Here is a 25,725-nt window from a genome sequence, read left to right on the forward strand (position 1 = left end):
CGCTATTCGACGTGTGCTTCGAATAGCGGGTATTCCGTTTCCCGACAAGGAAAGTCTTTATTGCGCGGCGTACCTTACAGGTAGGCGCTGCAGGTCGGCCAGGCGCCGGGGCCCTGGGCCGCGAGCACGTTCTCGGCGACGCGGATCTGCTCTTCACGGCTGGCGTTGTCGGCCGTGCCGGTGCCGCCGTAGGCCTCCCAGGTGCTCTGCGAGAACTGCAGACCGCCGTAGTAGCCGTTACCGGTGTTGATACCCCAGTTACCGCTGCTCTCGCACTGCGCCACGGCGTCCCAGTTGTTCGCCGAAGCGGTGGCAGTGGTCAGACCGGCCGGAACGGCGATCATGGCACCGGCGACAGCGGCGAAACCGAGGGCACGGGTGGTGAACTTGCGATTGAAAGACATAAGCATTTCCTGCCTGCGCCCACCGACTCGGTATTCGAACTACCGCGTCCCTGCCCCACAGGTATGTCGGGGATCCTCGAATCGCGGGGCAGGCTTTGCGGCGTTCTGCGATTCGATTCGGCTCGGGTTGTTGTTCAAGCCGTGATCGAATGTAGCTGTTTCGCAACGGAAGATCACGCACCGATCACGGACGCTTATGTAGCAAAGATTGTCCAAACGTACGCTGTTCACCGCTGGTCGTTCGTGATAAATCCGTAATCACAGAACTGTGTTTCAGGCGCCTATTTGTGACCGGCCTCACAGAAAATTAGTGGGCCCGCTCACGTTTCTTCCGCGCAATTCGGGCAACCCTTTGTATGCGTAGTGGCCTCGGCTCCTCAGGCGAGGAGCCGCTTCTCCGATGCCACGGCCACCGCGGCGGCGCGCGTATCGACGCCGAGCTTGTCGTAGATGCGCCCGAGATGCGTTTTCACCGTCGCCTCGCTGATGTGCAGCGCGCGGGCGATCTCCCGGTTACCGAGGCCTTCGGCCAGCTTGCCGAGGATGTCGCGCTCGCGAGCGGTGAGGGTGGGCCCGGGATTGCGCATCTTGGCCATGACCTTGGCCGCCACCGGCGCCGACAACGCGGTCTGACCGCTCGCGGCAGCGTGGATGGCGGCGAACAGTTCCTCGGGGCGTTCGGCCTTCAGCAGGTATCCGGTGGCGCCCGCTTCGATCGCGCGGGTGATGTCGGCATCGGTGTCGTAGGTGGTCAGCACGAGAACGTGCGGTGTCGGCGCCGGTTGGGCGGTGATGAGCCTGGTCGCGGCCACCCCGTCCATCTCGCCGCCGAGCTGCAGATCCATCAGCACCACATCCGGGTGCAGGCGCCCGGCCAGCGCGACGGCCGCCGGGCCGTCGGCGGCCTCCCCGATCACCTCGATCCCGGGAGCGCTCGACAGCAGGGCGTGCAGGCCGGCGCGCACCACCGCGTGATCGTCACAGATCAGCAGGCGAACGGTGGTGGTCATAACGGCCGATGCTAGCGGGCATCGCCCGGTTCGACCGGGGCCAACGGGATCGACACCGACAGCACCGTCCCCTCCCCCGGCGCCGATTCGATCGCGCAGGTACCGCCCAGCTGACGCACGCGCGCCCGGATCGCAGGCAGACCGTGACCCCGATGCTCGGCCGGATGGCCGACGTCATCGGGATCGAAGCCGCATCCGTTGTCGGCCACATCGAGAACGATCTGGTCGTCGAGGCTGGTCAGCGTGAGTGTCGCCGTACTCGCTCGCGCGTGTTCGCGCACATTGGCCAGCGCACCCTGGGCGATGCGGAGCAGCGTGGCTTCCACGCGCTGTGGCAGCGGCACCGGCGCACCTTCGATATGGCATCGCACCGTCAGCGTGTCGGTGGACTCGCGGTCGGCGAGCGCGGTCAGGGCGGCGGCCAGCGACCCGCCCGCGGCGAGGTCGGCGGGGGCGAGATCGTGGACGAAGCGGCGCGCTTCGGTGAGGTCACGCTCGGCGATCTCGGCGGCCGAGCGCAGATGCGTGCGGGCCAGCCCGGGGTCGGTATCCCAGACCAGGTCGGCGGCCTGCAACAGCATGCGCTGGCTGGACAGGCCCTGGGCGAGAGTGTCGTGGATCTCCATCGCGAGCCGTTCGCGTTCGGCCAGCGTGCCTTCGCGTCGTTCGGTGTCGGCCAGTTCCTGACGGGTTCGCACGAGGTCGTCGATGAGCGCCGCCTGCCGGGTCGCCTGCCTGCGCATACCGACGAACAACGCGGTGGTCACGGCCGCCACCGCGGGCGGCGCGAGCACCAGGTTCGGATCGAGCCAGCCCGCGATGCGTACCTGACTGGCCACCACCAGCGCGGTCAGCACGACGACCAGCGTCACCGCGGTGCGTTCGGACAGGATGCGCAGACCCGTGTACACCAACGGCACCGCGCACCAGGCGAAACTCGGTGCGAGCACCACCAGCACCGACCAGGTGAGCACCAGCGCCGCGAACCACACGAGCCGGCGCGACTCCCGCAACTCGCTGAGCCCGTAGAGCACCGCGAGCGCCACCGCGAGGACGACGATGAGCGGTGTCGAACGGGTCTCGCTGTGCCGGATCAGCCAGCGCAACAGCGACGCGGCGAGCAGCACATAGAACGCGCTGTGCACGATGATCGCGAGCAGACGGGTGTCCTCGCGCTGGTCACCGAGGTCCATGCGGCCACCTCCTCTCCACGGCATTCTCTCCCGGCGCCGGGGCCCGGCGGGTCATCCGATCGGTTGACCACGGTGTCGTCCGATCCGGCCGCGCACTCCAGCCACACCGTCGATTCGCGGGAGCCGCCGAGCGAACAGGATGGATATCACCAGGCCGCGCCGCAGATCCGACGGCCGAGAAAAGCTCAGGAGCAGCAATGACCAGCAAGTTCAGCACCCGTAACCGTCTCATCGTCGCCGGTGCCACCGCCGCTGTGGTGGGCGCGGGCGTCGTCGGTGTCGTCACCGTGCAGGCCGCCGATCCCGACCCGGCCACCCGCACCCCCGTCGTCGTCGAGGCCGCCGACAACAATCTGGCCACCAGCACGCACCTGTCGGTCGCCGCCGCGACCAAGGCCGCCCAGACCGCGCTCGACGCGGCCGCCAAGGAGAACCAGCGGGTGAGCGTGGCGGTGGTCGACCGCAACGGCAATGTGATCGTCACCCTGCGTGGCGATGGCGCGGGCCCGCAGTCCTACGACGCCGCCCAGCAGAAGGCGTTCACCTCCGTCTCGTGGAACGCCCCGACCAGCGAGCTCACCAAGCGGCTCGAGTCCGCACCCCACCTGGCCGACATCGACGGCACCCTCTTCCTCGGTGGCGGCGCCCCGGTGAAGTCGAAGGGCGCGCCCATCGCGGGCATCGGCGTGGCAGGCGCGCCGAGCGGTGATCTGGACGAGAAGTTCGCGCAGGCCGGCGTGGCCGCGCTCGGTAACTGATCGAAGGCTGCGCCCGGCGGTCGGACGGAGAATGATGGACCTCGAAGGAGGCATCATGTCCGCTCGCCGGGTTCTGTTCAGTGTCCTCACCATCGGCTTGGTCGCGGCAGTGGCTGTGGGGCTGTATCTGTTCCAGCCGTGGCGGTTGTTCACCACGGTCACGGTCGACGAGGCCCCGGTGGTCGCCGCCGACGGCGCCCCGCCCCCGCTGCTCGCCCAGGGCACGTTTCTCTCCCACGAGCACGACACCTCGGGCACCGTGGTGTTGCAGCGCGCCGCCGACGGCACCGTGGTCGTGCGGATCACCGACCTGCGCACCTCCGACGGCCCCGCCCTGCGGGTATGGCTCACCGATCAGCCGGTGATCCCCGACGACTGGCACAACTTCGACGACGGCACCCATATCGATCTCGGTGCGTTGAAGGGCAACGAGGGCAATCAGAACTACGAGGTGCCCGCCGGAACCGATCTGTCCTCGGTGCGTTCGGTGAGCATCTGGTGCGAGCGGTTCCACGTCTCCTTCGGCGCGGCGACGCTCACTCCGGTCTGATTCTCATTCCGCGCGACGGGCGCGGGCGCGTCGTTTGCCCTCGTGCATCGCCTGCACCCGGGCGACCGGGATGGTGTGGCCTTCGGCGATCAGGTCCTCCGGAAGTTGCTGCGGTTCAGGCATTTCCGATGACCAAGGATCGGAGTCGCCGATCAGGCCGGGCACGGTCCGCAGGGTGAAGTCCGCTGGCGTCACGTCGTCGAGGTCCGACCAGTGCAGTGGGAACGACACGGTGACGCCCGGACGGATGCGCGGGCTGTAGGCCGCCGCGACGGTGGCGCCGCCCGCACGCGTGGCATCGAGGAACACCTTCCCGTGGCGGTCCTCACGGATGAAAGCCGTTGTCCCGACGGCAGGATCGATGCGTTCGGCCCGCGCGGCCACCGCCCGGGTCGCCGCGGCCGCGTCCTCCACGTCGATGCCGTCGACGACCGGTACGAAGACATGCAGCCCCTTGGACCCGCTCGTCTTCACCGCCCCCGCCAGTCCGTCGGCCGCCAGCGCCTCCCGGATCAGCCGGGCACCTGCCACCGCATCGGCGAACGTCTGCCCCGGGGACGGATCGAGATCCAGCACGAGATGCGTTGGCGCGGGCGTTGATTCGGCCAGGAACAAGGTCGCGTGATACTCGACCGCACGCTGATTCCCGAACCACAGCAGCGTCCGCAGGTCGTCACACAGCGCATAGGTGATCTCCCGCCGCGAACTCTCCGCCCACACCGTCGTGCGCCCCACCCAGTCCGGCGTGTATTTGGGCAGATTCTTCTGCATGAACGGCTCCTGCCCCGGCCGCACCCGCACCACCGACAAGGGCCGACCCCGCAGCACCTTCACCAGCCGCTCCCCCACCACCTCCAGGTACCCGACCAGATCCCGCTTGGTCGCCTCGGCACCGTCGAACAGCGGCTGATCGAGATTCGACATCTCGACCCCGCCCCACACCTCTTTACCGGCCATCGCTCCACCCTCCACCCCACCACCGACCAGGTCAACCACCACCTGCGCCACCGGGTCTCACGAGCCGGAGCCGTGCATCGAGAAGAGCACTCCCTTCCGCGAGATGAGTTGATGCACCGCCTGTACCTATTGGTATGTACAGTGGCCGGGTGAGCACCAGAGAGAGCCTGATCGAGAGCACTCGGTCGCTGTTGTGGGAGCGCGGGTACGTCGGGACCAGCCCGAAGGCGATCCAGCAGCGGGCCGGGGCGGGACAGGGCAGCATGTACCACCATTTCGCGGGCAAGGAGGATCTGGCGCTGGCCGCCATCCGCCGCAGCGCCGAGGAGTTGCGGGCCGCCGCCGACGCCCAGCTGTCCGCCGACGGCACGGCTCTCGTGCGGATCGAGGCGTTCCTGCGCCGTGAACGTGACGTGTTGCGGGGATGCCCGATCGGGCGACTCACCCAGGATCCCGACGTCATGGCGACCGCCGCGCTGCGCGAACCGGTGGAAGAGACTTTCGACTGGCTACGAACCCGGCTCGCGCGGGTGCTCGAAGAAGCGCGGGAGCGGGGCGAACTCGAGCTCGACCCCCACACGACAGCCCAGACGATCGTCGCCGTCTTGCAGGGTGCCTACGTCCTCGCCCGTGCCGCCGACGATCCACAACGGTTCGACGACGCGATCACCGGAGTCCTCGGCCTGCTCACACACAGCTCGATCGGAACGGAGTAACCCCCGTCATGCCTGCCCCGACCCCCGAACCCGGCACCACCCCGGTCGTCCGCACGACCCTCCTCGACCAGGTGCTGCCGTCTCCCCGAACCCTGCACCGCGTCGAGATCAGGCGCATCACCCTCGCCCCGGACTTCGCCGGTGGCCTCCACCTGCACAACGGACCGGTCTTCGGCAGCATCGAATCCGGCTCCGCCATATACCAAATCGACGGGGAAGAACCCACGATCCTGCGCCCCGGCGACGTGTTCTACGAGCCCGCGCACGTTCGCATCGCCCGCTTCGACGCCCGCCACGACGGCGTCACCTTCCTCGGGTATTTCCTGCTCGAGGCCGATCAGGAAGCCGAGCTCGAGTTCCCGGACTGACCGCGAACGCAACGAGAGACCCCACGGCGGTGAGCGGGCCTTCTGCCGCCCGTTTTGGTCGATCGCCCGGTCGTCGGCTAAGGTATGTTCCGCGCGGTTCACGCTGGTGAATTGCTGTTCTGGCCCCGTCGTCTAGCGGCCTAGGACGCCGCCCTCTCAAGGCGGTAGCGCGGGTTCGAATCCCGTCGGGGCTACAGATGAGCTCCCCGGTCCACCGACCGGGGAGCTTTTTCGTGTCCGGCGACAAGGCTTCTCGTTCGCGTTGACATCGGCCCATGCGCCATTCGTACACTGTAGGAATGAAGCGCACCCTCTACACCGAGGACCATGAGGCCTTCCGTGCCTCGGTAGCCGAATTCGTCAAGCGGTCGATCGAACCCAAGGCCGAGAAGTTCATCGAACAGCGTGCGATCGATCGCGAGACCTGGTTGGCCGCAGGCGAACTGGGCTATCTCGGGCTCGGGGTTCCGGAGGAATTCGGCGGCAGCGATGCCGGTGACTACCGGTTCAACGCGGTGCTCGGCGAGGAACTGGCCAAGGCCGGTGCGGCGATCTCGTCGTCGTTCGGCATCCACTTCGACGTGTGCGCCCCCTACCTGGTCGAACTGACCACCGACGAGCAGAAGCGGCGCTGGCTGCCGAAGTTCTGCACGGGCGAGCTGATCACGGCCATCGGCATGACCGAACCCTCGGGCGGTTCCGACCTCGCCGCGCTGAAGACCACCGCCGTGCGCGACGGCGACGACTGGATCATCAACGGCTCGAAGACCTTCATCACCAACGGCTTCAACGCCGACCTGGTGATCGTGGCCGCCCGGACCAGCCCGGAGAAGAAGGCCAAGGGCATCACCCTGTTCGTCGTGGAGAACGGCATGGACGGCTTCACCCGCGGCCGCAAACTCGACAAGGTCGGCCAGCCCGAATCCGACACCGCCGAGCTGTTCTTCGACAACGTGCGCGTCCCCGACGCCAACCGCCTCGGTGAACTCGACCGCGGCTTCATCACCATGATGCAGATGCTGCCCCAGGAACGCATCGGCGCCGCCGCCTCCAATATCGCCCACGCGGCCGCGATCCTGGACGAGACGCTGGCATACGCCAAGGAGCGCAAGGCTTTCGGGCAGCAGATCGGCAGCTTCCAGTACAACAAATTCCTGTTCGCCGAGCTGGTCACCAAGGTGGAGGTCACGCAGGCCTTCATCGACCAGTGCCTCGCCGCGCACACCACCGGCGAGCTGTCGGCCGTCGACGCCGCCAAGGCCAAATGGTGGTCGGCGCAGGTGCAGAACGACGTGCTCGACGCCTGCGTGCAGCTGCACGGCGGCTACGGCTACATGCGCGAATACCGGGTGGCGCGGGCCTGGATGGACGCCAGGGTCACCAAGATCTGGGCGGGCTCGAACGAGATCATGAAGGAACTGATCGGCCGCGACCTCGGTCTGTGAAGCAGAGCGTCGCGCCCGGTGAAGCGATCCACCGGGCGCGACGCGACGCCGGTCAGTTCAGGGTGATCGGCAACGCGGCCAGATCGTTCTGGGTCAGCACCGGCAGGTTGCCGAGTTCGCTGTCGGGCACGGCCAGGCGCAGATTCGGGAAGCGGGCGAACAGCGCGGGCAGCGCGATCGCCGCCTCGAGCCGCGACAGAGCCGCACCGGGGCAGATGTGCGGGCCGTAGCCGAAGGCGAGGTGGCGGTTGGCCGTCGAGCGGGTCACGTCGAACTCGTCGGCGGTCTCACCGTGCACGGCGAAGTCACGGCCGACGGCACGGTAGGACATCACCACACCCTCGCCCTTCTCGATGACGGTCTCGCCCACGGCGATGTCCTCGGTGGCGAACCGCATCAGCAGGTGCGAAACGGGCCCGTCCCAGCGCAGCGACTCCTCGATGACCTGCTTCCAGTCCACCTCGCCGGCAAGGACTTTCGCCAGCTGCTCGGGTTCGTTGAGCAACGCGCGCACGGTGTTGACGATGAGGCTCACGGTGGTCTCGTGCCCGGCGGCGACGAGGGCCTTGATATTGCCGATCGCCTCCGCCTCGGTGAGCGCCTCGCCGCCCTCGTCCGCCACCACGAACGCCGAGGTGAGATCGTCGCCCGGATCGGCGATCTTCTTGCGCACCTGGTCGGTGAAGTACACGTCGAGCTCGCCGATCACGCGCAGGCGCTCGTCCTGCGGGGTCATCACCGAGAAGAACTTCTTGTACCAGTCGAGCAGCTGGGCGTGGTCCTCGCGCGCGACGCCCATCAGGTCGCCGACCACGCGCATGGGCAGCGGGTAGGCGAACACCTGCTTGAGGTCCACCGGGGTGCCGTCGGCACCGGCCGCGGCGAGGTCGTCGAGGAGTTCGGCGGTGAGCGCCTCGATCCGCGGGCGCAGCTCCTCGAGCCGGCGCGGGGCCAGCGCCTGCGCGGTCTTGAGCCGCAGCCTGCGGTGTTCGGCGCCGTCGACACTGAACATCGAGCGGTCGACGTCGACCATCCCGATCAGCGGCCACTGGTTGCCCACCACGCCGTCGGCGAACAGTTTCCAGGCGTTGATGTCCTTGACCAAGCGAGTGTCGGTGGTCAACTGACGGGCCAGGGCGTGGTCGGTGACGGTCCACACGGTCACACCCATCAGGTCGATCCGCGTGATCGGCCCCGCGTCACGTAGTCGGGCGGTCTCCCCCGCGAGATCACCGACCATGGGGTCGATGGCGATAGGGCATTGCGAACTCACAAGAAACCTCCGACGGGTCGAACAGGGGTGAAACGAACGGGCAGTGCTTGCATGCCCCGAAGGAAAGCCGAAGGTCGCCGGGTGAGCTGGTCGGCCGGAACCGCCAGGTCGACATCGGGGAGCCGGTCGAGCAGCACCTCGATCCCGGTTCGAGCGATGATCTCGGCGATCTGCTGCGCCGGGTACGGGCAGCGGTATTCGCCGTAGCTGAACGCGAAGTGCGCGTTGTTGCCGGTGGGCACGGTCTCACCGTCGGAGAACGACTGGCGCACATGCGGATCGAGGTTCGCAGCGGCCAAGCCGAGCAGCAGCATGTCCCCGGCGCGGATGGTGCGGTCGCCCAGGCGCGTATCGCGGGCGGCCCAGCGACCGGCCAGGATGGAGGTCGGCCCCTCTTCCCAGAGCACCTCGTTCATGGCCTGGCCGACGCTGCGCCTGCCGCCACCGAGCGCGGCGGCGAACCGTTCGTCGGTGAGCATCAGCCGCATCGAACTGCCGAGCCAGTCGGCGGTGGTGAGGTGACCCGCGGCGGCGATCGCCATCAGGTCGTTCATGTACTCCTCGTCGGTGAACGGCTCGGGATCGGCCAGCATCAACGAGGTGAGGTCGCCGCCGGGGCGGGCCTTCTTGGCGGCGACGAGGCGGGCCATGTGCTCGGCGAAACGCATGTGCCCGGCCTGGGCGTCGGCGCCGCCGTCGGCGAGGGTCTTCATGGTCAGCGCCAGGTCGGCGGCATCGGCGTCGGGCAGGCCGAGGATGCGCCCGAGCGCGAGCACGGGCAGCGGTTCGGCGAATTCGGCGACCAGGTCGGCGGTGCCACGCCCACAGAACCGGTCGACCAGTTGATCGGCGAGTTCCTCACAGGCACGGCGCAATTCGAAGTGGTCCACCGCGTCGAGCGCGGGTTCGACCATGGCCAGGTGGCGACGGTGTTCGGCACCGGCGGTGAAGTAGATCGACGGCATCGGCCGCCCGACCATCGGCAGCAGCGGCCAGTCCTCGGGCACCCGCCCCCACTGGTTCCACAGCGACACATCGCGCGGGAACAGCACCGGATCGCTGGTCACCTGGTGCAGTTCGCGGTACCCGATCACCAGCCAGGCGGGGAAACCGCCGGGCAGTTCGACGGCGACGACCGGGCCGTGTTCGCGGCGCATCCGCCGGTACACCTCGTGCGGTTCGATATGGAACTCGGGACCGCTCAGCGGGACGGCGCCGGTGACCGGGCAGGCGCCTGCCGGTGTGCTCATGAGACGGTCTCCCCCTGTGGGACAACAGAATACAGGTGCTCGATCAGGGCGATGAGTACCTGTTTGCTCGATTCACGCGAGCGGGCGTCACACATCAGCAGCGGGACCGCCGGGTCCAGATCGAGCGCGTCGCGCACCGCCTCGGGGGCATGTGATTCACCGAAGTCGTTGCAGGCGACCACGAATGGCGTGCCCTGGTGTTCGAGGCGGTCGATGGCGTACCACGAGTCGGCGATGCGGCGCTGATCGACGAGCACGATCGCACCGAGCGCACCGGCGAACAACCGGTCCCAGAGGAACCAGAACCGTTGCTGCCCAGGGGCGCCGAACAGATACAGGACGTGTTCGTCGTCGATGCTGATGCGGCCGAAGTCGAAGGCGACGGTGGTGGTCGACTTGCCCGGCACGCCGCTCGCGTCGTCGACGCCGACACCCACATCGGTCATCGTCGCCTCGGTGTCGAGGGGGCGGATCTCGCTCACCGACCGGACCAATGTCGTTTTGCCGACACCGAATCCGCCGATGATGACGATTTTCAACCCGTGCCGCGCCGTGCTGTGCAGCGGCGCCCGTGACCGCTCGGGTACGTCTTCAGAGCCTGCGAAGTCCAACGAGCACCTTCTCGAGGGTGGAAAGATCCAGATTCATCGCCGCCGACAGCGGAGGCCTGATGGTGATCTTGCCCGCGGCGAGCAGATCCGACAGCACAACCGTCGCCACGCCGACCGGCAGCCGCAGTTCGGCCGCGATCTCCACCACGGCGGTCGGCGCCCGGCACAGCTCGAGGATCGCGACCTGTTCGGAGGTCATGCCCGCGTTCGGCGCCGACTCGCTGACCACGAGGGTGACCAGGTCGAAGTCGTCGTCGGCGGGCATCCGGCCGCCGGTGAGGGTGTAGAACCGGTCGGGATCGTCGTCGCGGCCGAGCATTACGGCGTCCCCCGGCGCGGCTGGGCGGCGAGGTGTTCGCCGAGCTGCTCGACCAGTTCGTGCATGGTGTGCCCGACCAGGCCCGCGTCGGCGTCCTCGGCGGCGATCACCGCTAAGTGCGCGCCGAGTCCGGCCTCGACCACGAACAGGATGCCGCCGTAGAACTCGGTCATCGACTGGCGGACTCCGCCTCGCCCGTCACCGAATTCGACGGAGGCCCCGTGCGCGAGGCTCTGGAAACCGGCGGCGATCGCGGCGAGCTGGTCGGCGCGGTCGGTGTCGAGTTCCGGGGTGTGGCAGATCTTGAGGCCGTCACCCGAGAGCAGCAGGGCGTGGCGGGTGCGTGGGGTGCGGGCGAGCAGTTTCTCGAGCAACCAGCCGAGATTGGTCGCGGCGGTGGTGGTCATCGGTCCTCCTGGGGGTCTAGTGCAGAGGCGGCGCTGCCTGTGCGCGGCTCGGTGCGGGCAGAACGTTGGAAGGCGCCGAGTGCCGAGGGTTTCGCCGGCGTCGCCTGGGTGGGCGCGGGCGAGGTGAGACCTTCGGGATGGACCTGCGCGAGCGTGCTGCCGCGACGGCGCTTGGGCAGCGCCGGAGTGGTCGCCGCGGGCAAGTGGGCGGCCTCACCGGCGGGCGGTGACACCTGGCGGGCGATGGCATCGGCCCAGCCGAGGTCGCCGTTCTCGGTGTGCGGCGCCGGGCGCGGGGTCGGTGCGTCGAACTGGCCGAGGTTGGTGAGCTGGATGCCGCCGGTGTCGGCACGCTGGGTGGCGGGCGCGGCGTGACGGCCCGTGTCGCGGCCCCGGCGTTCGGCGCGGGCGGTGAGTTCGCGCGGGACGACGACGACCACCGCCGTGCCACCAATGGCCGAGGGCCGGTACGACACGGTGAGATCGTGTTTGCGCGCGAGGTTTCCGACCACGGCCAGCCCGAGCCGGGTGCCCGAGAGGGAGGCCAGGTCGGCGCCCTTGCCCTTGTGGTCGCGTCCGCTCACGGCGGCCTCGGCGCGGCGCAGGGCCGATTCGCTCATCACCAGACCGCTGTCCTCGATGGTGATGACGACGCCCGCGGGCACTTCCGCCGCGTAGACATGCACCTCGGTGGTGGGCGGGGAGAAGTTGCACGCGTTGTCGAGCAGTTCGGCCAGCGCGTGCATCACGCCTTCGGCGGCGTGCCCGGCGATACCGACCTCGGCCACCGCGCGCAATCGCACACGCTGGTATCCGGCGACCCGGCCCATAGCGCCACGCAGGATCGATTCCATCGCGATGGGTTTGGCCCAGCGCCGGCCGGTGCGGGCGCCGCTGAGCACCGCGATGCTGTCGGCGAGGCGACCGGTCTGGGCGGTGCGGTGGTCGATGTGGAGCAGGTCGGTGAGCACGCGGGGGTCGGCGTGACGGTGTTCCATCTCGCGCAGTTCGGCGAGCATGCTGGTCGTCATGGCCTGGATACGGCTGGCGGCACCGGCGAACGCCGCGAGCGCGGCGGCACCGCGACGCGAGTTCTCCTGCGCTTCCCAGGCGTAGGCGGAGCTGTGTTCCTCGGCCTTCGCGATGCGCTGCGTCGCCTCGGCGACAGTGGCCGCCAACTGCTGTTCGGCGCGCTGAGCGGCGGCGGCGGAGAGGTCGGCTTTCGCGGTTTGGCGCAGCGCGACGAAAACCGCCGGACAGGCGATCAGCGCCGTGACCAATGCTCCGACCAGCACGGGAATGCCGATGAGAGGGGGCGCGAAAACCACGGTGAGCGCGGCGATCACCACGATGACCACTGCGGCGCTCAGCACCACGTACCCCGCCGGTCCCGCTGTCGTGCGGTCCCCCGTCGCGTGCGTCACCGGCCCGACTTCCGCAGTAACCACAGGCCCCCAACCACCAATCCTCGAGCCAAACATGCAGCAAGGCAGCCCGTTTCGATAACGGGGCGAGCATAACGAGCCCTCGTCCCAACTGCCACTCGAGCAGCCAGGGTTCACCGGTTGTTGACCCGGTTGTCTCTTCCCGCGCTGGTGACAGCCTCGCCGCTGTCGAGCATCACAGCACGCCCGCGCCTGCTATGGCCGCCGCCATAGCACCGTAGCCGAGATCGTTGGGGTGCAGATGATCTCCGCTGTCGAACTGTCGCGCCAGTCTGCTCCGGTCGTCCGGCGCGGCCAGCGCACGGTCCAGATCCACCACCGCGTCGAAGGCGTTGCCGGTGCGTATCCAGGTGTTCACCTGAGTTCGCAGGTCGTCCTTGCCCGGCGAGTAGTACACCGACCCACCGAACGGCAGCAGAGTCGCGCCGATGACGCGCACGCCCGCCGCGTGGGCCGCGCCGATCAGCTCGCGATAGCCCGCGATGAGCTGGTCGGCCGAAACATCCGGAGACAACACGCCATCCGGTCCGGTGGTCCCGGCCAGGCCGATGTCGTTGATGCCGATGAGCACGATCACGGTGTCGACGCCGGGCTGTTCGAGGACATCGCGGCGGAATCGTAGGCGGGCACTGTCCCCGAGCACGGTCGAGTCGGTGAGCAGCCGGTTACCGCTGATACCCGCGTTGACGACCGCGTGCGGTCCGGTGCCCGGGTGGCGGGCGAGCTGGTCCGGGTAGCGCTGGTCGGTGTCGACCGTCGAGCGGTAGCCGTCGGTGATGGAATCGCCGAAGGCGACGGTGACCTCCCGTTCCGCGCCGATCGCGTCGACGCCGGTCAGGTAGTACCAGGATCGGGAGGTCTCGGTGAAGGGCGTCGCGGCCGGTTCGGGCGCGTGGTCGCCCGCGGCGCGGAAGCTGGTCGTGGCAGCTTGCGCGTGCTGGGTCGCCGGGCCGGTCGGACGGGCGAAGTAGAGCGTGACGGTGACCGCCTCCCCGGCCGAGACCGGGAGGGTGATCGGGTCGCTCGCCGCCTCGGCGCCGGGGGCGACATCGAATGTTGTCGAGCGGGCCATTGTCAGCCGGTGCACCGACCCGGGTGCCAGCGCGGCGCCGCCTGCGCTGCGAGCCACCGTGGCACCCGCGACGGCCAACGGTTCGGTGCCATAGCGATTCGACAGCCGGACCCGGACCTGCGGGCCGCCGTCCGTCAGGCGGACGACCTGGCGGACGGTCTCGTCGGCAAAGCCGTCGGCCGACCAGTTCTGGGTCGCCGGATGCTGGGCGGCCGCCGCCCACACGCTCGACCACTCGGGTGCCGGCTCACGCGTGCCACAGGCGACCAGCACCAGGGCGGTCACCGACGCGAGGAAGGCGACCGCCCGGCGTGTGGGCTTGTTCATCCGAGCGACCAGGTCATGCCGAATTCGCCCAGTGCGTCGAGGAATTCGACCGGGTCGAACAGTTCGGCCGGTGACTGCGCGCCCGGTTTCGCGCCCGCGCCGATGCGGGTCGCTACCGCCACCGCGAGCTGGGCACTGTTGCGGTACGTGTCGGGGCCACTTCCGATGCCGCGTAGCGTTTTTCCGTCGCGGTGGATGTCGACCACCATCGAGTAGGGAGCCGGGGCGGAGGGTGTTTCGGGCGCGCGTTCCAGGTCGGCCTCGGTGACGGTGCCGACCATCGCGAAGATCTCCTTCGCCAGTACACCTTCCACCGAAGCGGCCGCGGTATGGCGCGGGATCGTCACCACGGCCGGCTGCGGGAACTTCACCACCGCGACAGGGTCGGTGGCGCCGGGCAGCAGCAGCGTGTCCCGGCGCGGCTGAGCACCGGTGCGGAATTCGCCGTCGGCCCAGGAAAGACCACCACGGGTGAAGACGTCCAGATTACGCAGCACCGTGCGCATACTGCCACGAGAACCCTCACCACCGGGTGCGACGACATGGCTGAGCACGATCTCGTCGGCACCGCCGAGCCGCCGCGCGCCGAGGTTGGCGAGCAGGTCACCGAACACGCCCGCCTCCGTGACCGCCGTGACCAGGGTGACGCCCGCGGCTTCGGCGAGCGGCCCGTATTCGTCGAACACCTTGCGGGCGAACAGTTGTTCGCCCGCGACATCCACATAGCTCGCGCCCGCGGCGACGGCGGCGCGCAGCACGCCCTCACCGGTTCCGGTGTAGTCGGGCAGGGTGCTGACGACCACGTCGATGCCGGTGAAGGCGGCGACCAGCGCGGAGTGATCGTCGGCTGCCGCGACCCGGACAGGTACGCCGAAGTCCGTCAGCCGCTGCGCGTTACGTCCCACGACGACGGTGTCGATTCCACGACGACCCAGTTCCGCCACCACGAAACGGCCGACGTGTCCACTTGCCCCGTACACGGCGATCTTCATGTCCTGCTCCTTGTTCATTCGGTTGATGAACTCAGCGTATGGACAGATACCAGGACGTGAAATCATCCAGAATCCACAGAAGATATCCAAACGTCTTCGGCGGTATTGTCATCGGTTATGGATCTGCTCAGCGATGTGCTGGCCACCGCGCGCACCGGTGACCCGGCGTCAGGGATGTTCGTGCGGCACGCGCCGTGGGGCCGCAGGTATCCGCTGATGGAGGGTGCCGGTTTCCATGTCGTCCTGCAGGGTTCGTGCTGGCTCACCAGGGCGGGGGCCGAACCCATCGCGCTCGGTACGGGGGACGCGGTGCTGATGCCGCGCGGGGTCGCGCACGGCCTGGTCGATCAGCTCACCAGCACGTTCACCGAGACCGCGGGACCCGACGACGTCCGCGTGGTCGACGGCCCCGGCGCCGCTTCCACCCTGCTGTGCGGGTCGTATCACCTCGCCGCCGATCGCACCCACCCATTGCTGGCGGAATTGCCCGAGGTGGTGCACATTCCGGCCCGGCTCGGCACGCACGCGTCGTTGCGCGCCGCCGTCGACCTGCTCGCCGCCGAACTCACCGACGCCCGCCCCGGCGCCGACGCGGCCGTCCCACCGCTGCTCGACCTGCTCCTGCTCTATCTGTTGCGCGCCTGGCTCGCCGAGAGCGCCACCCACGACACCGCACGGTGGTCGGTGGCGTTCACCGACCCCGAACTGTCGCGTGCGCTACGGGCCGTGCACGACGACCCCGGTCACAACTGGACCGTCGAATCGCTCGGCGCCCGTGCGGGTTTGAGCCGGGCCGCGTTCGCCAAACGATTCACCACCTTGCTCGGCGAACCGCCACTGGCCTATCTCACCCGCTGGCGGATGCTCACCGCCGCCCGCCTCCTGCGCGAGACCGATCACCCGTTGGCCACCATCGCCGGGCGCACCGGCTACAGCTCCGAGTACGCCTTCGGCAAAGCCTTCAAACGTGAATACGGTGTGGCCCCCGGCCGGTACCGCGCAGGGTGATCAGTCGAGCACCGCGGTCGCCTCGACCTCGACGAGCAGGTCGGGTTCGCCCAGTGCGGCCACGCCGATCAGGGTGATCGGTTTGACCGGGTCGACCCCCATTTTCGCGGCCGCGCGACTCACTCCTTCGCCCAGCAGCGGATATTTGTCGGCACTCCAATCGACGACGTAGATCGTCAGCTTCGCGACGTCGTCGAAGGATCCGCCGATCGCGGTCATCGCGGTGCCGACATTCAGGTAGGCCTGTTCCACCTGGGCGGCGAAATCGCCCGCGCCGACCGGGTTTCCGTCGGCGTCGCGGGCCACTTGCCCGGCCAGGAAGACCAGGCGTGAGCCGGTCGCGATCGACAGCTGTCGGTACACATCAGGCTTGGGCAGCCCGTCCGGATTGATCAGTTCCACGGTCATGTTCGCTCCCATCGTCGGTGCCATAACCATAACGCTGTTATGTAATGTGGCGCCATGGGTAGAACGCGAAATCCGGCGGTGCGGTCGATGCTGATCGAGCGGGCGGCGCAGATGGTCGCGGCTCGTGAACCGGTGACGCTGCGCGGGCTCGTCGCCGGGATCGAGGTGTCGACGATGGCCGTGTACACCTATTTCGACGGGATCGACGGGTTGTGGCGCGCGGTGCGGCAGGAGGGGTTCACCCGGTTGGCCGAGCGCCTCGCCCATGTGCCCGACACCGGCGATCCCGTGCGCGACCTGGCCGCCCTCGGCAGCGCCTACCTCGCCAACGCACTGGCCGAACCCGATCTGTACCGGGTGATGTTCGACGCCGGTTTCGAACTCGAGGACGCACCGGCCGCCGATGCGACATTGGAACGGCTGGTGGCGGCCGTGGCGAGGGCCCGCGACCTCGGCCGCTTCCGGGCCGAGGTCGACCCCCTCGAACTGGCGACGCAGAGCTGGGTGATCGGGCACGGGCTGGCCGCGCTGGTGGCGACCGGCCCGTTGCCCGCCGAGGCACTCGACCACGGCATCCCGATGCTCACCGCCTTGTTCGTCGGAGCAGGCGACGAACCGCAGCTGTGCGCCCATTCCGTGCGGGCGGGGTGGCGGATCAATTGAGCTGGGCGACAGCCGCTTTCGTCGCCTCGGCCAGGAGTTCGTTGGACGGTTCGGCGTCCTGCTCGGATTTCGTCGACAGGACCGCGAGTACCAGGGGCGGGCGGTTCGGGGGCCAGGCGATGGCCACGTCGAGGGCCGAACCGTAGGCGGGGCTGCCCGTCTTGTCGCCGACAGTCCAGTCGGCGGGTAGACCTGCCTTGATGCGTTTGCCACCGGTGGTATTGGCCTTGAGCCAGTCGGCGAGCTGGGTGCGCTCGGGCTCGGCGAGGACATCGCCGAGGACGAGGGCGCGGTAGTCGGCGGCCAGGGCGGCCGGGGTGGTGGTGTCGCGTTCGTCGCCGGGGATGGCGGTGTTGAGTTCGGTTTCCCAGCGGTCCAGGCGGGTCACGTTGTCACCGAGGGTGCGCAGGAACGCCGTGAAACCCGCTGGGCCGCCGAGCAAGCGGAGCACCAGGTTGCCCGCCGTGTTGTCGGAGAGCGTGATGGTGGCATGGCAGAGGGCCGCCACGGTCATGCCGGTGTCGACGTGCTTCTCGGTTTCGGGTGAGTACTCCACCAGGTCGGCGGCGGTGTAGTGGATGACCTGGTCGAAGTAGCCGGTCGAGAGTGGGTGCGCCTTCAGGAGGGCGCCACAGGCCAGGCCCTTGAAGGTGGAGGCGATGGGGAAACGTTCGTCGGCCCGGTAGGCGACGGTGGCGCCGGTTCCGGTGTCGGTGACCGAGAGACCCAGTCGCGCACTGTATTTCGATTCCAATGTGGCGTACTGGGTGGTGTCGGTGGACGCGGTGCCCGGCGCGGCCGAGGTTTCGCTCGGGGCCGCGGGTTCGGAGGAGCACGCGGTGAAGGTCAGCGTGGCGACCGCGAGTGCGGCGGCCGCGAGGCGTCTGCGGATCGGGTGCTCGGTAGCGGAGGAAATCACCGTTGCACCACACCATCGCGGGCGAGGCGCGGCCAATACCGGATGCCGTCGGCGGCGAGTCGTGATCGATATCGCCGCAGTTCACCTGCGGTATCCGAGGCGATGCGCTGGGCACTTCGTCCGGTTCGGGCGAGTCGTTGCGTGACCGCTGGTTCAATGGCCCCATGGACCTGCTGCGCCACCTCCGGTTCTTCGTCGCCGTCGCGGACGAGGGCCATTTCGGGCGGGCGGCAGCGGCACTCGACATGACCCAACCACCGCTGTCCCAGGGTTTGCGTCGCCTGGAACAGCATCTCGACATCGAGCTCGTCCACCGGACCACCCAGGGCGCCGTGCTCACCCCGGCGGGCAGGCAGTTGCTGCCGCGCGCCCGGCTGCTCGTCGACGACGCCGATCGCCTGCTCGCCGAATCCCGGCGCATCGCCCAGCTCAGCGGCACCACCCGCTTCGCGGCGACCACCGCCTTGCCGGACCGCGTGGTCACCGCCTGCGTCACCGCGTTGCGGCCCGCGGACGGGACGGTGTCGACCACGATCGGCAGCACCGTCGACCTCGTCGCCGACGTGCGCTCGGGCATCTGCGATGTCGCGGTCATCGAACACCCCGCTCTGGTCGACGGCGTCGAAGCGGGCCCCGTCGTGAAACTCCCCCGCTGGCTGGTCGTTCCCGCCGGTCACCGCACCACCACCACCGAACGCCCCACCTTCCCCATGCTCACCGGTCTGCACTTCGCCCATCCCCCGCGTCCGGCCAACCCACCCGCTTACGACGCGCTCCTCGATCTCCTGCGTGAACGCGGCCTCGACACTCCGTCGCTGCCCGCCCCCGACGACCGCGCTGTGCTGGCAGCGGTAGCCGCCGGAACCAGCTTCGGCCTCACCACCACGCCACCCACTCCCACGCCCGGCGTCGCGTGGTTGACCTTGGCGCCGCAGTCGGTCGCGTTGCGGGTCAGGGTGATTCGGCGGACTGATACGCGCGGGCAGGCGGACGTGCTCGATCGCGTGCTGTACCGGGAGCGGTTGCGGTGACGGTGCGAATCACCCGTCTGTGCGCGATGAGGTGTAGGAGAGCAGGTGTTCTGTGTGCTGATCGATATGGCTCGACCGGCGCACAGGCCGAGTTCACGCCGGTCGAGAGGCGGAACGCACAGATCGAGTCCCCGTCGCCTCGGTCGCGAGGGGTTGCTGCTCGGATCGCTGGCCGAGGACGTGGTGCGGGAAACCTATGCGCGCTGGTACGCGATGAGCGAACAGCGCCGCGCCGAGGTGACCACGCCCGGCGTGCGGAGCACGGCGCCGGGACGACCGCTGCCACCACGGCCGGGCAAGGCCACCGAAGCACGGACGATTCTCGCGGCGGAAGATCGGTGCTCAGGGTGCGTCGCGTGACTGTTCGGAGCGCGCGGTGAGCCGTTCGTTCGACATGCTGCGTGCGGAGCCGGGATTCGCGGCTGCCGATCGGGCTGTCCCGACGACCGCGGACAGGATTCGGGCGGTGTTCGCGGATGCTGGGTGCAGTGGGTGGCTGCATGCGCGGCGGTGTGACGGTTCGGTGGCGGAGATCTCGGTGGGTGGGCGGGATCGGGTGGTGATGGCGTCGGTGTACAAACTGCTGTTGTGCGTGGCGTTCTACCGCGAAGTGGATCACGGGCGCATCGATCCGGCGGGCAGGCTCACCATCGATCCCGCCGACTGCACCCCGGGCCCGACCGGTATTGCCGCACTGCATGATCCGATCACACTGAGCCGTCGCGACCTAGTGACCTCGATGATGACGGTGTCCGATAATGCGGCCGCCGACGTTCTTCTCGGTGAACTCGGGCTGGCCGCCGTGGCCGACATGGCCGTCGAACTCGGCCTCACCGAAACCCGCGTCGTCGGCGGCACCGCCGATCAGCACCAAAGTCTGGTGCGCGACACGGACACCCACAGCACCGCCGAGGCGTTCGCGGCGCTGGCCGACAATGACGAGGCGTGGACGGTGTCGGCCTACGATCCCGCCTACGCCAGCGCGACTACTCCCGAGGAGATGACGCGTCTGCTGTGGCGTCTCTGGTCCGGCGACGTGTTGTCTACGGAGAGCACGGAATTCGTGCGCGCGGTCATGCGCAACCAGATCTGGCCGCACCGTGTCGCTGCCGGCTTCCCACATCGCGGTGTCGTGGTCGCGGGCAAGACCGGCACCGTCGGTATCATCCGCAACGAGGTCGCGGTCGTCGAATTCCCCGGCGAAATCCCCGTCGCCGTAGCGGTCTTCACCCGCGCGGCCCGCGCCGACCCCGCCCTCCCCGTCGTCGATGCCGCCATCGGCGAGGCCGCCCGCATCGCCGTCACCGAACTCCGCCGCCCCACCCCCTGACCCCCTCCTGGACAAACGATCACCAGTCTCTGGTGGCGTTCGGCTCTCGGGCGATGCCGCCATCGGAGCGTGGTGATCTCGAAGTGACTGGGTGCGAGCCGGTTCGACGGCCTAGCATCGTCATTCGTGGGTGGAGATTCCGGCTTCGGCCGAGCGAAAATTGGTGGGATCGTGGCGGGGGCGCTCGGTTTGTTGCTGGCGGTTCTCGTCCCGCTGCTTCCTGTGCAGCAACAGCGCGCGAGCCTGGATTGGCCGCAGGACAAGTCGCTACAGGTCAGCGCACCGCTCGTGGACTACGTGCCGCTGAGCCTGGATCTACGCATCCCCTGCACCGCCCTGCAAGGTTTCACCGGCGGAACCGTCCTGTCCACCGTCCCACCCCAAGCTCCCCGAGCAGGCTCCAAGGGCCTGGTCGCCCGCATCGAGGACCGCCCCGACCAGGGCCGCACGCTGTCGATGGTGTTGCGCGACCGCCTCTTGCTGAGCGTCCCCCTCACCAGCCTTCCGACCGGTCCCGCAGCGCCTGGGGTAGGGGGAGCACCCTTGCCTTCGACGCCTGCCGCACCCTTGGGGGCCCCATCGGGAGCACCGTCGGCAGCGCCGTCAGGAGCGCCATCGGCAGCACCAGCGGCAGCGCCATCGGCAGCACCAGCGGGAGCGCCATCGGCAGCACCAGCGGGAGCACCTCCGGCAGCACCAGCGGGAGCACCATCGGCAGCACCCTCGGCAGCACCAGCGGGAGCACCATCGGCAGCACCCTCGGCAGCACCCTCGGCAGCACCATCGGCAGCACCAGCGGGAGCACCTCCGGGAGCACCGTCAGGAGCACCCTCGGCGACGCCGGCGGGGGCACCGGCAGCGTCATCGGGGGCACCGGCGAGCAGCGCACCATCGGCAGTGCCAGAGAGTGGTGCGCCAGGCGCGGCGGACGGTGGCTGTGCGCTTGTCCTCTTCTCCGATGCGGGGCGCACCAGTGCCGAGATCGTAGGAGTGGCGGACCGCGACGGAGCGGTGATGCGAACGGCTGTGCAGGGGGATGTGCGGCCGCAGGTTGTCGGTGTGTTCACCGAACTCGATCGGGGGCGGCTCGGTGATGCGCGGTTGCATGCCGAGATCGACGCGCGATTCTCGTCGAGTCCGAGTGGGTGGAAGCTGGCGGCGATCATCGGTGCGGTGCTGTGCACGCTGGTGGCGCTGATCTGCCTGCACCGCAGTGACCCTCGCGACGGCAGGCGCACCCGCCGGTTACTTCCGATGGGCTGGTGGCGGTTCCGCGCGGTCGACGCAACTGTGGCGGGCGTGCTGGTCGTGTGGCATGTGATCGGGGCGAACAGTTCCGATGACGGGTACATCCTCACGATGGCCCGGTCCGCGCGTGAGGCCGGGTATACGGCGAACTACTACCGGTGGTTCCAGGTGGCGGAGGCGCCGTTCGGCTGGCCGTACGAGGTGCTCGCGTGGATGAGCAGGGTCAGCGAGGCAGGCGTGTGGATGCGGTTGCCCGCGTTGCTCGCCGGACTCGTGTGCTGGCTGGTACTCAGCCGGGAAGTACTGCCCCGCTTGGGCATTGCCGCGAACCGCTGGGCGGTGTGGACCGGTGCGCTGGTGTTCCTCTCGATCTGGCTGCCGTACAACAACGGTCTGCGTCCGGAACCCTTGATCGCCGTCGGGGTGCTGGTCACCTGGTGCTCGATGGAGCGCGCGGTGGCGACACGGCGTGTGCTACCGGCCGCCGTCGCCGTGCTCGTCGCGGCATTCTCATTGGCCGCCGGTCCCACCGGATTGATCTGCACGGCGGCGCTTCTGGCCGCTTCACGCCCGGTTCTGCGCACCGTCGTCGCCCGCTCCGGCTCCACTCCGAGCGGATACGCGATGCTGCTCGCACCGATCGCCGCCGCCGGAACACTCGTTCTGGTTGTGGTCTTCGCCGACCAGACCCTGGCGACCGTCCTCGAAGCCACCCGCGTCCGCCAGCTCGTCGGCCCCGACATGTCCTGGTTCGAGGAACGCACCCGCTGGGACACCCTGCTGTCGGTGAACCCCGACGGTTCCCTCGCCCGCCGCTTCGGCATCCTCGCCATGCTGTTGTGCCTGATCATCGGTGTCCTCACCACCTTGCGCCACGGGCGCGTCCCCCGCACCGCCCGCGGACCGGTAACCCGCCTGCTCGCAGTGGTTTTCATGGCACTGCTGCTGATGATGTTCACCCCCACCAAGTGGACCCACCACTTCGGCGTGTACGCGGGCCTGGCCGCCGCCCTCGCCGCTGTCACCGCAGTCGCCCTGAGCCGCAAGATCATTCACGCCACTTACGTCCGCACCCTCTTCACCGCAGCGGTCCTGTTCCTCCTCGCGGTAAGCCTCACCGGCTCCAACGGCTGGTGGTACGTCTCCGGCTACGGCGTCCCCTGGCCCGACCGCGCCCCCACCCTCGGCAGCATAAGCCTGTCCACCCTCGCCCTGACCGCCACCGCCGCAACCCTCCTCCTCGCGCTCTACCAGTACTACCGCGAACCCCGCCCGCGCGAGAGCGGCACTCAGACACGCGCTGGCGACCACAACAGCCAACCGCGCATATCCGAGAGCGAGACCCGGCCTGGCTCTGTCGAGCACGACAGCGATCTCGACGTAACCGAGCCAGGGGCCCGCTCCCGCTCATCCGAGCACGACCGCCGGTCAGTCGACGCCGAGCACAGCGAGCCGAGTGTGCGTGGACGCGAGGACAATCCGCTGCTACTCGATAGTGACGACGTCCCCACAGCCGCCGACCACCCCGTACAGGCCGGAAGATCGACTGGTGCCGAGCACGCCAGCGCACCCGACGAATCCCAGCGCAGCGACCATTCACCGTCACACGAGCAAGACGTCCTTCCGACGGCCGCCGACAAACCAGGCGCACCCACGCAGGCCGGCCAACCAGTAGGGGCCGAGCACGATAGCGACCTCGCCGATTCCCTGCGCAACAGCCATTCACCGTCACCCGAGCATGACTCCCAGCCGGCGGGCGACAACCCGCGCACATCCGGGCGCGACAACCCAATCGTCGACGAGCGCGGCGCACCACTGCCCGACACCACGCAGGACGGTGAGCCTCGCATCTCGCAGGCCGACAGAAGGTTGCCGTTTGCTGGGAAGTGGTCTGCGGCTGGTTGTTTCAAGGTCGCCCCGGTTGCGCCGCTGACTCTGGTTGCGGCAGCGCTCGTGCTCTTCGAGGTGGGTTCGCTTGCCTCGGCGGCGATCTCGCAGTACCCCGCCTACTCGGTCGGACTGTCCAACCTGCGCGCCCTCACCGGCAACCCCTGCGCCATGGCCGACGACGTCCTGGTCGAAACCAACACCGCCGACTCCCTGCTCACCCCGTATACCGGCACCATCGCCGACAGCCTCGCCGCCGAGAACACCGGCTTCACCCCGAACGGCGTGGGCAGCCTCGCCCCGGACCCCGGCCCCGGCCAGTCGTCCGCACCACCCTCCGGTTCCGGTCCCGGCGGTGGAGGGCCAGGTAGCGGGCCCGGCAGCGCACCGAGCGGTCCGAACGGCGGGGCAGCCGGTTCTCCACAAGGTGGACCCAGCGGTGGAGGACCTGGCGCCCCCATCGGCTCACCACCCAGTGGCAGTGCAGGGGGCCCCGGCGCCGGCCAGAGTGGCGCCGCACCCGGCGGTCCAACTGGTGCCGCCCCCAGCGGCCCGAATGGTGCGGCGACCGGTCCAGCGCCAGGTGGTTCGGCACCCGGTGCCGGCGCAGGGCCCAGCAGCGGCGGCCCGAGTGGCAGCGCGCCCGCCGGGCCGAACAGCGCCATCCCCGGCGGACAGCCGAGTGGCAATGAAGTACCGCGCGGGACAAACGGCGGCCCGGCGGGCGCTCCAGGCGGGCCGAGCGATGGCATGCCAGGCGCTGCCGCAGGACCTGGCAATGGCGCACCAGCCGGAGCCGCAGGACCAGGCAATGGCGCACCGACTGGAGCCGCAGGACCAAACGGGACAGGGGTTGCCGGTGTCAACGGGAGTACCGTGGCGCTTCCGTTCGGGCTTGCTCCCGAGCGAACGCCGGTACTCGGTAGCTACGCCGTGGGAGAGCCTCGCGCCAGCAAGTTGGTCACCCAGTGGTTCCGGATGGATCTCGCAGCGGTGCAGCGCGATCCGGCTTACCGGGTGTTGATCCTCACCGTTGCCGGACGCATCGAAGGAATGGGCCCTGATGGGGCGCCCATGCCAGGACAGCGGCTCCGCGTGGAGTTCGGGCAGGAGGCCGGGGGAACGTTCTCGCTGTTGGGCGAGGTGACCCCGCCGAGTGTGGGCGGCGCACCGGGGTGGCGGAATCTTCCAGTCGCACTGGATCGGATTCCGGTGGGCACCAACGCCGTTCGCCTCGTCACCGAGGGTGACCCCGATCCGATGCAGTGGGTGGCACTCACCCCACCACGCCTGCCGAAACTGACAACGCTGAACACGATGGTCGGCGAAGAGAACCCGGTACTCGCGGATTGGCATGTGGGACTGGCCTTCCCATGCCAGCGCCCCTTCGATCATCGAGCAGGCGTGGCGGAGATGCCGATCTGGCGGATCCTCCCCGACAAACTCAACGCCCAGGTCTCCGAAACCTGGCAGGGCGACACCGGCGGCGGCCCCCTGGGCTGGACCGGCATGCTCATGCGGTCGCAAACCATCCCGTCCTACCTGGCCGACGACTGGACCCGCGACTGGGGCGAACTCCAACGCCTCACCCGCCTGATCACCGCTCCCCCCGCCGAGATCACCATCGACACCGAACCCACCTGGGGCTGGTCGACCGCCGCACCGATCAGAACCAACTGACCGCCCGAACGAAAGAGGGACGCCCCCAACTGAAACCGGTCGACCATCACCTTCCGTTAGCCCGAAAACAAGGCCGGCTCGGAGGGTACGAACGTTATGGCAGGATCTCCGCTCATGGCTCGCTCGACAATGATCACGATCAACAGCACCCAGATTCACCTCAGTGATGAACAGGTCTTCCTGGCTACCCGTGGCAGGACCCCGGAGACGCCGAAGACCTACGTGGTCCTTGTCAACAACGCCCTGTGGCCGCCGATGCAACTCATCCGATTGGCAACAGGTTCCGGCCAGACAGCAGAGTTCAACTCCCATACCGCGCTCAAGGCGTTGAACGAGCTCGGCTTCCCCACATTCGAACGGGTGGAATACGACTCACGGGGAGCGGTGGTGGTGCGCGAAAGCCGCCAACGCAACTAGCCGAAACACGAACCGCCGCTGCCCACACGGGTCAGCG

General features: G+C 68.8%; 26 protein-coding genes, 1 tRNA gene and 2 pseudogenes. 14 read left to right on the forward strand and 15 right to left on the reverse strand.

Going from position 1 to position 25,725, the window contains the following annotated elements:
- Positions 1 to 77: 77 nt before the first annotated feature.
- The 3 genes and pseudogenes from NCO8_RS05970 to NCO8_RS05980 form a co-directional block, all read right to left on the reverse strand.
- Positions 78 to 404 (reverse strand): annotated as a pseudogene (locus tag NCO8_RS05970) (transglycosylase family protein); the annotation flags it as partial.
- A 377-nt stretch (positions 405 to 781) separates the two neighbouring features.
- Complete coding sequence (locus NCO8_RS05975; RefSeq protein WP_067637097.1) at positions 782 to 1,414, reverse strand: response regulator; 633 nt, start codon at positions 1,412 to 1,414, stop codon at positions 782 to 784.
- 11 nt (positions 1,415 to 1,425) lie between these two features.
- The gene (locus NCO8_RS05980) at positions 1,426 to 2,607 is read right to left on the reverse strand and encodes a sensor histidine kinase (RefSeq protein WP_067637099.1); all 1,182 of its coding nucleotides are present in this window, start codon (positions 2,605 to 2,607) and stop codon (positions 1,426 to 1,428) included.
- A gap of 197 nt (positions 2,608 to 2,804) precedes the next feature.
- Here NCO8_RS05980 and NCO8_RS05985 point away from each other — a divergent pair, with 197 nt between their 5' ends.
- Both NCO8_RS05985 and NCO8_RS05990 read left to right on the forward strand, forming a co-directional pair.
- Positions 2,805 to 3,365 (forward strand): GlcG/HbpS family heme-binding protein, encoded by a 561-nt coding sequence (locus NCO8_RS05985; RefSeq protein WP_067637102.1) that lies wholly within the window; start codon positions 2,805 to 2,807, stop codon positions 3,363 to 3,365.
- Positions 3,366 to 3,420: 55 nt separating this feature from the next.
- Positions 3,421 to 3,915, forward strand: coding sequence for a DM13 domain-containing protein (locus NCO8_RS05990; protein WP_067491892.1), 495 nt, complete (start codon positions 3,421 to 3,423; stop codon positions 3,913 to 3,915).
- A gap of 3 nt (positions 3,916 to 3,918) precedes the next feature.
- On the opposite strand, the gene NCO8_RS05995 is transcribed toward NCO8_RS05990, so the two are convergent.
- Positions 3,919 to 4,872 carry a DNA polymerase domain-containing protein gene (locus NCO8_RS05995; RefSeq protein ID WP_067637207.1) on the reverse strand — a complete coding sequence of 318 codons (954 nt, stop codon included), beginning with the start codon at positions 4,870 to 4,872 and terminating at the stop codon, positions 3,919 to 3,921.
- 149 nt (positions 4,873 to 5,021) lie between these two features.
- On the opposite strand from NCO8_RS05995, the gene NCO8_RS06000 reads away from it, so the two are divergent.
- The 4 genes from NCO8_RS06000 (at position 5,022) to NCO8_RS06015 (ending at position 7,401) form a co-directional block, all read left to right on the forward strand.
- Positions 5,022 to 5,588, forward strand: a complete 567-nt coding sequence (locus tag NCO8_RS06000) for a TetR/AcrR family transcriptional regulator (protein WP_067637209.1) — start codon at positions 5,022 to 5,024, stop codon at positions 5,586 to 5,588.
- 8 nt (positions 5,589 to 5,596) lie between these two features.
- Complete coding sequence (locus tag NCO8_RS06005; RefSeq protein WP_067637104.1) at positions 5,597 to 5,956, forward strand: cupin domain-containing protein; 360 nt, start codon at positions 5,597 to 5,599, stop codon at positions 5,954 to 5,956.
- A gap of 121 nt (positions 5,957 to 6,077) precedes the next feature.
- Positions 6,078 to 6,150, forward strand: a tRNA-Glu gene (locus NCO8_RS06010).
- Between the two features lie 105 nt (positions 6,151 to 6,255).
- Entirely contained in the window at positions 6,256 to 7,401 is a 1,146-nt protein-coding gene (locus NCO8_RS06015; RefSeq protein WP_067637106.1) for an acyl-CoA dehydrogenase family protein, read from the forward strand.
- A 52-nt stretch (positions 7,402 to 7,453) separates the two neighbouring features.
- Here NCO8_RS06015 and NCO8_RS06020 read toward each other — a convergent pair whose 3' ends face one another.
- From NCO8_RS06020 to NCO8_RS06055, 8 genes are all read right to left on the reverse strand, one after another.
- On the reverse strand, positions 7,454 to 8,674 hold the full coding sequence (locus tag NCO8_RS06020) for a cytochrome P450 family protein (RefSeq protein WP_067637108.1): 1,221 nt from the start codon (positions 8,672 to 8,674) through the stop codon (positions 7,454 to 7,456).
- Positions 8,671 to 9,924 (reverse strand): cytochrome P450, encoded by a 1,254-nt coding sequence (locus NCO8_RS06025; RefSeq protein ID WP_067637110.1) that lies wholly within the window; start codon positions 9,922 to 9,924, stop codon positions 8,671 to 8,673. The genes NCO8_RS06020 and NCO8_RS06025 overlap by 4 nt, the downstream gene beginning before the upstream one ends.
- On the reverse strand, positions 9,921 to 10,487 hold the full coding sequence (locus NCO8_RS06030) for a GTP-binding protein (protein ID WP_067491890.1): 567 nt from the start codon (positions 10,485 to 10,487) through the stop codon (positions 9,921 to 9,923). The genes NCO8_RS06025 and NCO8_RS06030 overlap by 4 nt, the downstream gene beginning before the upstream one ends.
- Positions 10,488 to 10,515: 28 nt before the next feature.
- On the reverse strand, positions 10,516 to 10,854 hold the full coding sequence (locus NCO8_RS06035) for a DUF742 domain-containing protein (RefSeq protein ID WP_067491839.1): 339 nt from the start codon (positions 10,852 to 10,854) through the stop codon (positions 10,516 to 10,518).
- Complete coding sequence (locus NCO8_RS06040; protein ID WP_067491837.1) at positions 10,854 to 11,261, reverse strand: roadblock/LC7 domain-containing protein; 408 nt, start codon at positions 11,259 to 11,261, stop codon at positions 10,854 to 10,856. Before NCO8_RS06040 ends, NCO8_RS06035 begins: the two co-directional genes overlap by 1 nt.
- The gene (locus NCO8_RS06045; protein ID WP_245655256.1) at positions 11,258 to 12,685 is read right to left on the reverse strand and encodes a sensor histidine kinase; all 1,428 of its coding nucleotides are present in this window, start codon (positions 12,683 to 12,685) and stop codon (positions 11,258 to 11,260) included. Before NCO8_RS06045 ends, NCO8_RS06040 begins: the two co-directional genes overlap by 4 nt.
- 196 nt (positions 12,686 to 12,881) lie before the next feature.
- Positions 12,882 to 14,105: an SGNH/GDSL hydrolase family protein gene (locus NCO8_RS06050; protein ID WP_067637114.1), complete on the reverse strand. Its 1,224-nt coding sequence runs from the start codon at positions 14,103 to 14,105 to the stop codon at positions 12,882 to 12,884.
- A complete protein-coding gene (locus NCO8_RS06055; protein WP_167353247.1) occupies positions 14,102 to 15,097 on the reverse strand; it encodes a saccharopine dehydrogenase NADP-binding domain-containing protein in 996 nt (331 codons plus the stop codon). The genes NCO8_RS06050 and NCO8_RS06055 overlap by 4 nt, the downstream gene beginning before the upstream one ends.
- Before the next feature lie 117 nt (positions 15,098 to 15,214).
- On the opposite strand from NCO8_RS06055, the gene NCO8_RS06060 reads away from it, so the two are divergent.
- Positions 15,215 to 16,105, forward strand: coding sequence for an AraC family transcriptional regulator (locus NCO8_RS06060; RefSeq protein WP_067637116.1), 891 nt, complete (start codon positions 15,215 to 15,217; stop codon positions 16,103 to 16,105).
- Here the strand turns inward: NCO8_RS06060 and NCO8_RS06065 are convergent, their stop codons facing one another.
- Positions 16,106 to 16,513, reverse strand: a complete 408-nt coding sequence (locus NCO8_RS06065) for a RidA family protein (protein WP_067637118.1) — start codon at positions 16,511 to 16,513, stop codon at positions 16,106 to 16,108.
- Positions 16,514 to 16,567: 54 nt separating this feature from the next.
- On the opposite strand from NCO8_RS06065, the gene NCO8_RS06070 reads away from it, so the two are divergent.
- Positions 16,568 to 17,176: a TetR/AcrR family transcriptional regulator gene (locus tag NCO8_RS06070; protein WP_067637121.1), complete on the forward strand. Its 609-nt coding sequence runs from the start codon at positions 16,568 to 16,570 to the stop codon at positions 17,174 to 17,176.
- On the opposite strand, the gene bla is transcribed toward NCO8_RS06070, so the two are convergent.
- Positions 17,169 to 18,068 carry a class A beta-lactamase gene (bla, locus tag NCO8_RS06075; protein ID WP_067637211.1) on the reverse strand — a complete coding sequence of 300 codons (900 nt, stop codon included), beginning with the start codon at positions 18,066 to 18,068 and terminating at the stop codon, positions 17,169 to 17,171. The two genes, NCO8_RS06070 and bla, sit on opposite strands and share 8 nt — an antisense overlap.
- A 191-nt stretch (positions 18,069 to 18,259) precedes the next feature.
- Here bla and NCO8_RS06080 point away from each other — a divergent pair, with 191 nt between their 5' ends.
- The 4 genes and pseudogenes from NCO8_RS06080 to NCO8_RS32850 form a co-directional block, all read left to right on the forward strand.
- Positions 18,260 to 19,126 (forward strand): LysR family transcriptional regulator, encoded by an 867-nt coding sequence (locus NCO8_RS06080; protein WP_067637124.1) that lies wholly within the window; start codon positions 18,260 to 18,262, stop codon positions 19,124 to 19,126.
- Between the two features lie 153 nt (positions 19,127 to 19,279).
- A complete protein-coding gene (locus NCO8_RS32120) occupies positions 19,280 to 19,486 on the forward strand; it encodes a hypothetical protein (protein WP_067637126.1) in 207 nt (68 codons plus the stop codon).
- Positions 19,487 to 19,520: 34 nt separating this feature from the next.
- Positions 19,521 to 20,456: a serine hydrolase gene (locus NCO8_RS06090; RefSeq protein ID WP_067637214.1), complete on the forward strand. Its 936-nt coding sequence runs from the start codon at positions 19,521 to 19,523 to the stop codon at positions 20,454 to 20,456.
- Positions 20,457 to 20,678: 222 nt separating this feature from the next.
- Positions 20,679 to 20,903: pseudogene (locus NCO8_RS32850) on the forward strand (hypothetical protein); the annotation flags it as partial.
- Positions 20,904 to 20,949: 46 nt separating this feature from the next.
- On the opposite strand, the gene NCO8_RS31120 reads toward NCO8_RS32850, so the two are convergent.
- Positions 20,950 to 21,321 (reverse strand): hypothetical protein, encoded by a 372-nt coding sequence (locus NCO8_RS31120; protein WP_067637128.1) that lies wholly within the window; start codon positions 21,319 to 21,321, stop codon positions 20,950 to 20,952.
- 32 nt (positions 21,322 to 21,353) lie between these two features.
- Between NCO8_RS31120 and NCO8_RS32340 the strand changes: the two genes are divergently transcribed.
- A complete protein-coding gene (locus NCO8_RS32340; RefSeq protein ID WP_245655257.1) occupies positions 21,354 to 25,271 on the forward strand; it encodes an arabinosyltransferase domain-containing protein in 3,918 nt (1,305 codons plus the stop codon).
- A 114-nt stretch (positions 25,272 to 25,385) separates the two neighbouring features.
- The gene (locus NCO8_RS06105) at positions 25,386 to 25,688 is read left to right on the forward strand and encodes a hypothetical protein (protein WP_157104792.1); all 303 of its coding nucleotides are present in this window, start codon (positions 25,386 to 25,388) and stop codon (positions 25,686 to 25,688) included.
- Positions 25,689 to 25,725: the final 37 nt, after the last annotated feature.

Origin of the sequence: Nocardia coubleae NBRC 108252, assembly GCF_001612805.1 — a bacterium.
In the GTDB taxonomy this organism is placed as follows: domain Bacteria; phylum Actinomycetota; class Actinomycetes; order Mycobacteriales; family Mycobacteriaceae; genus Nocardia; species Nocardia coubleae.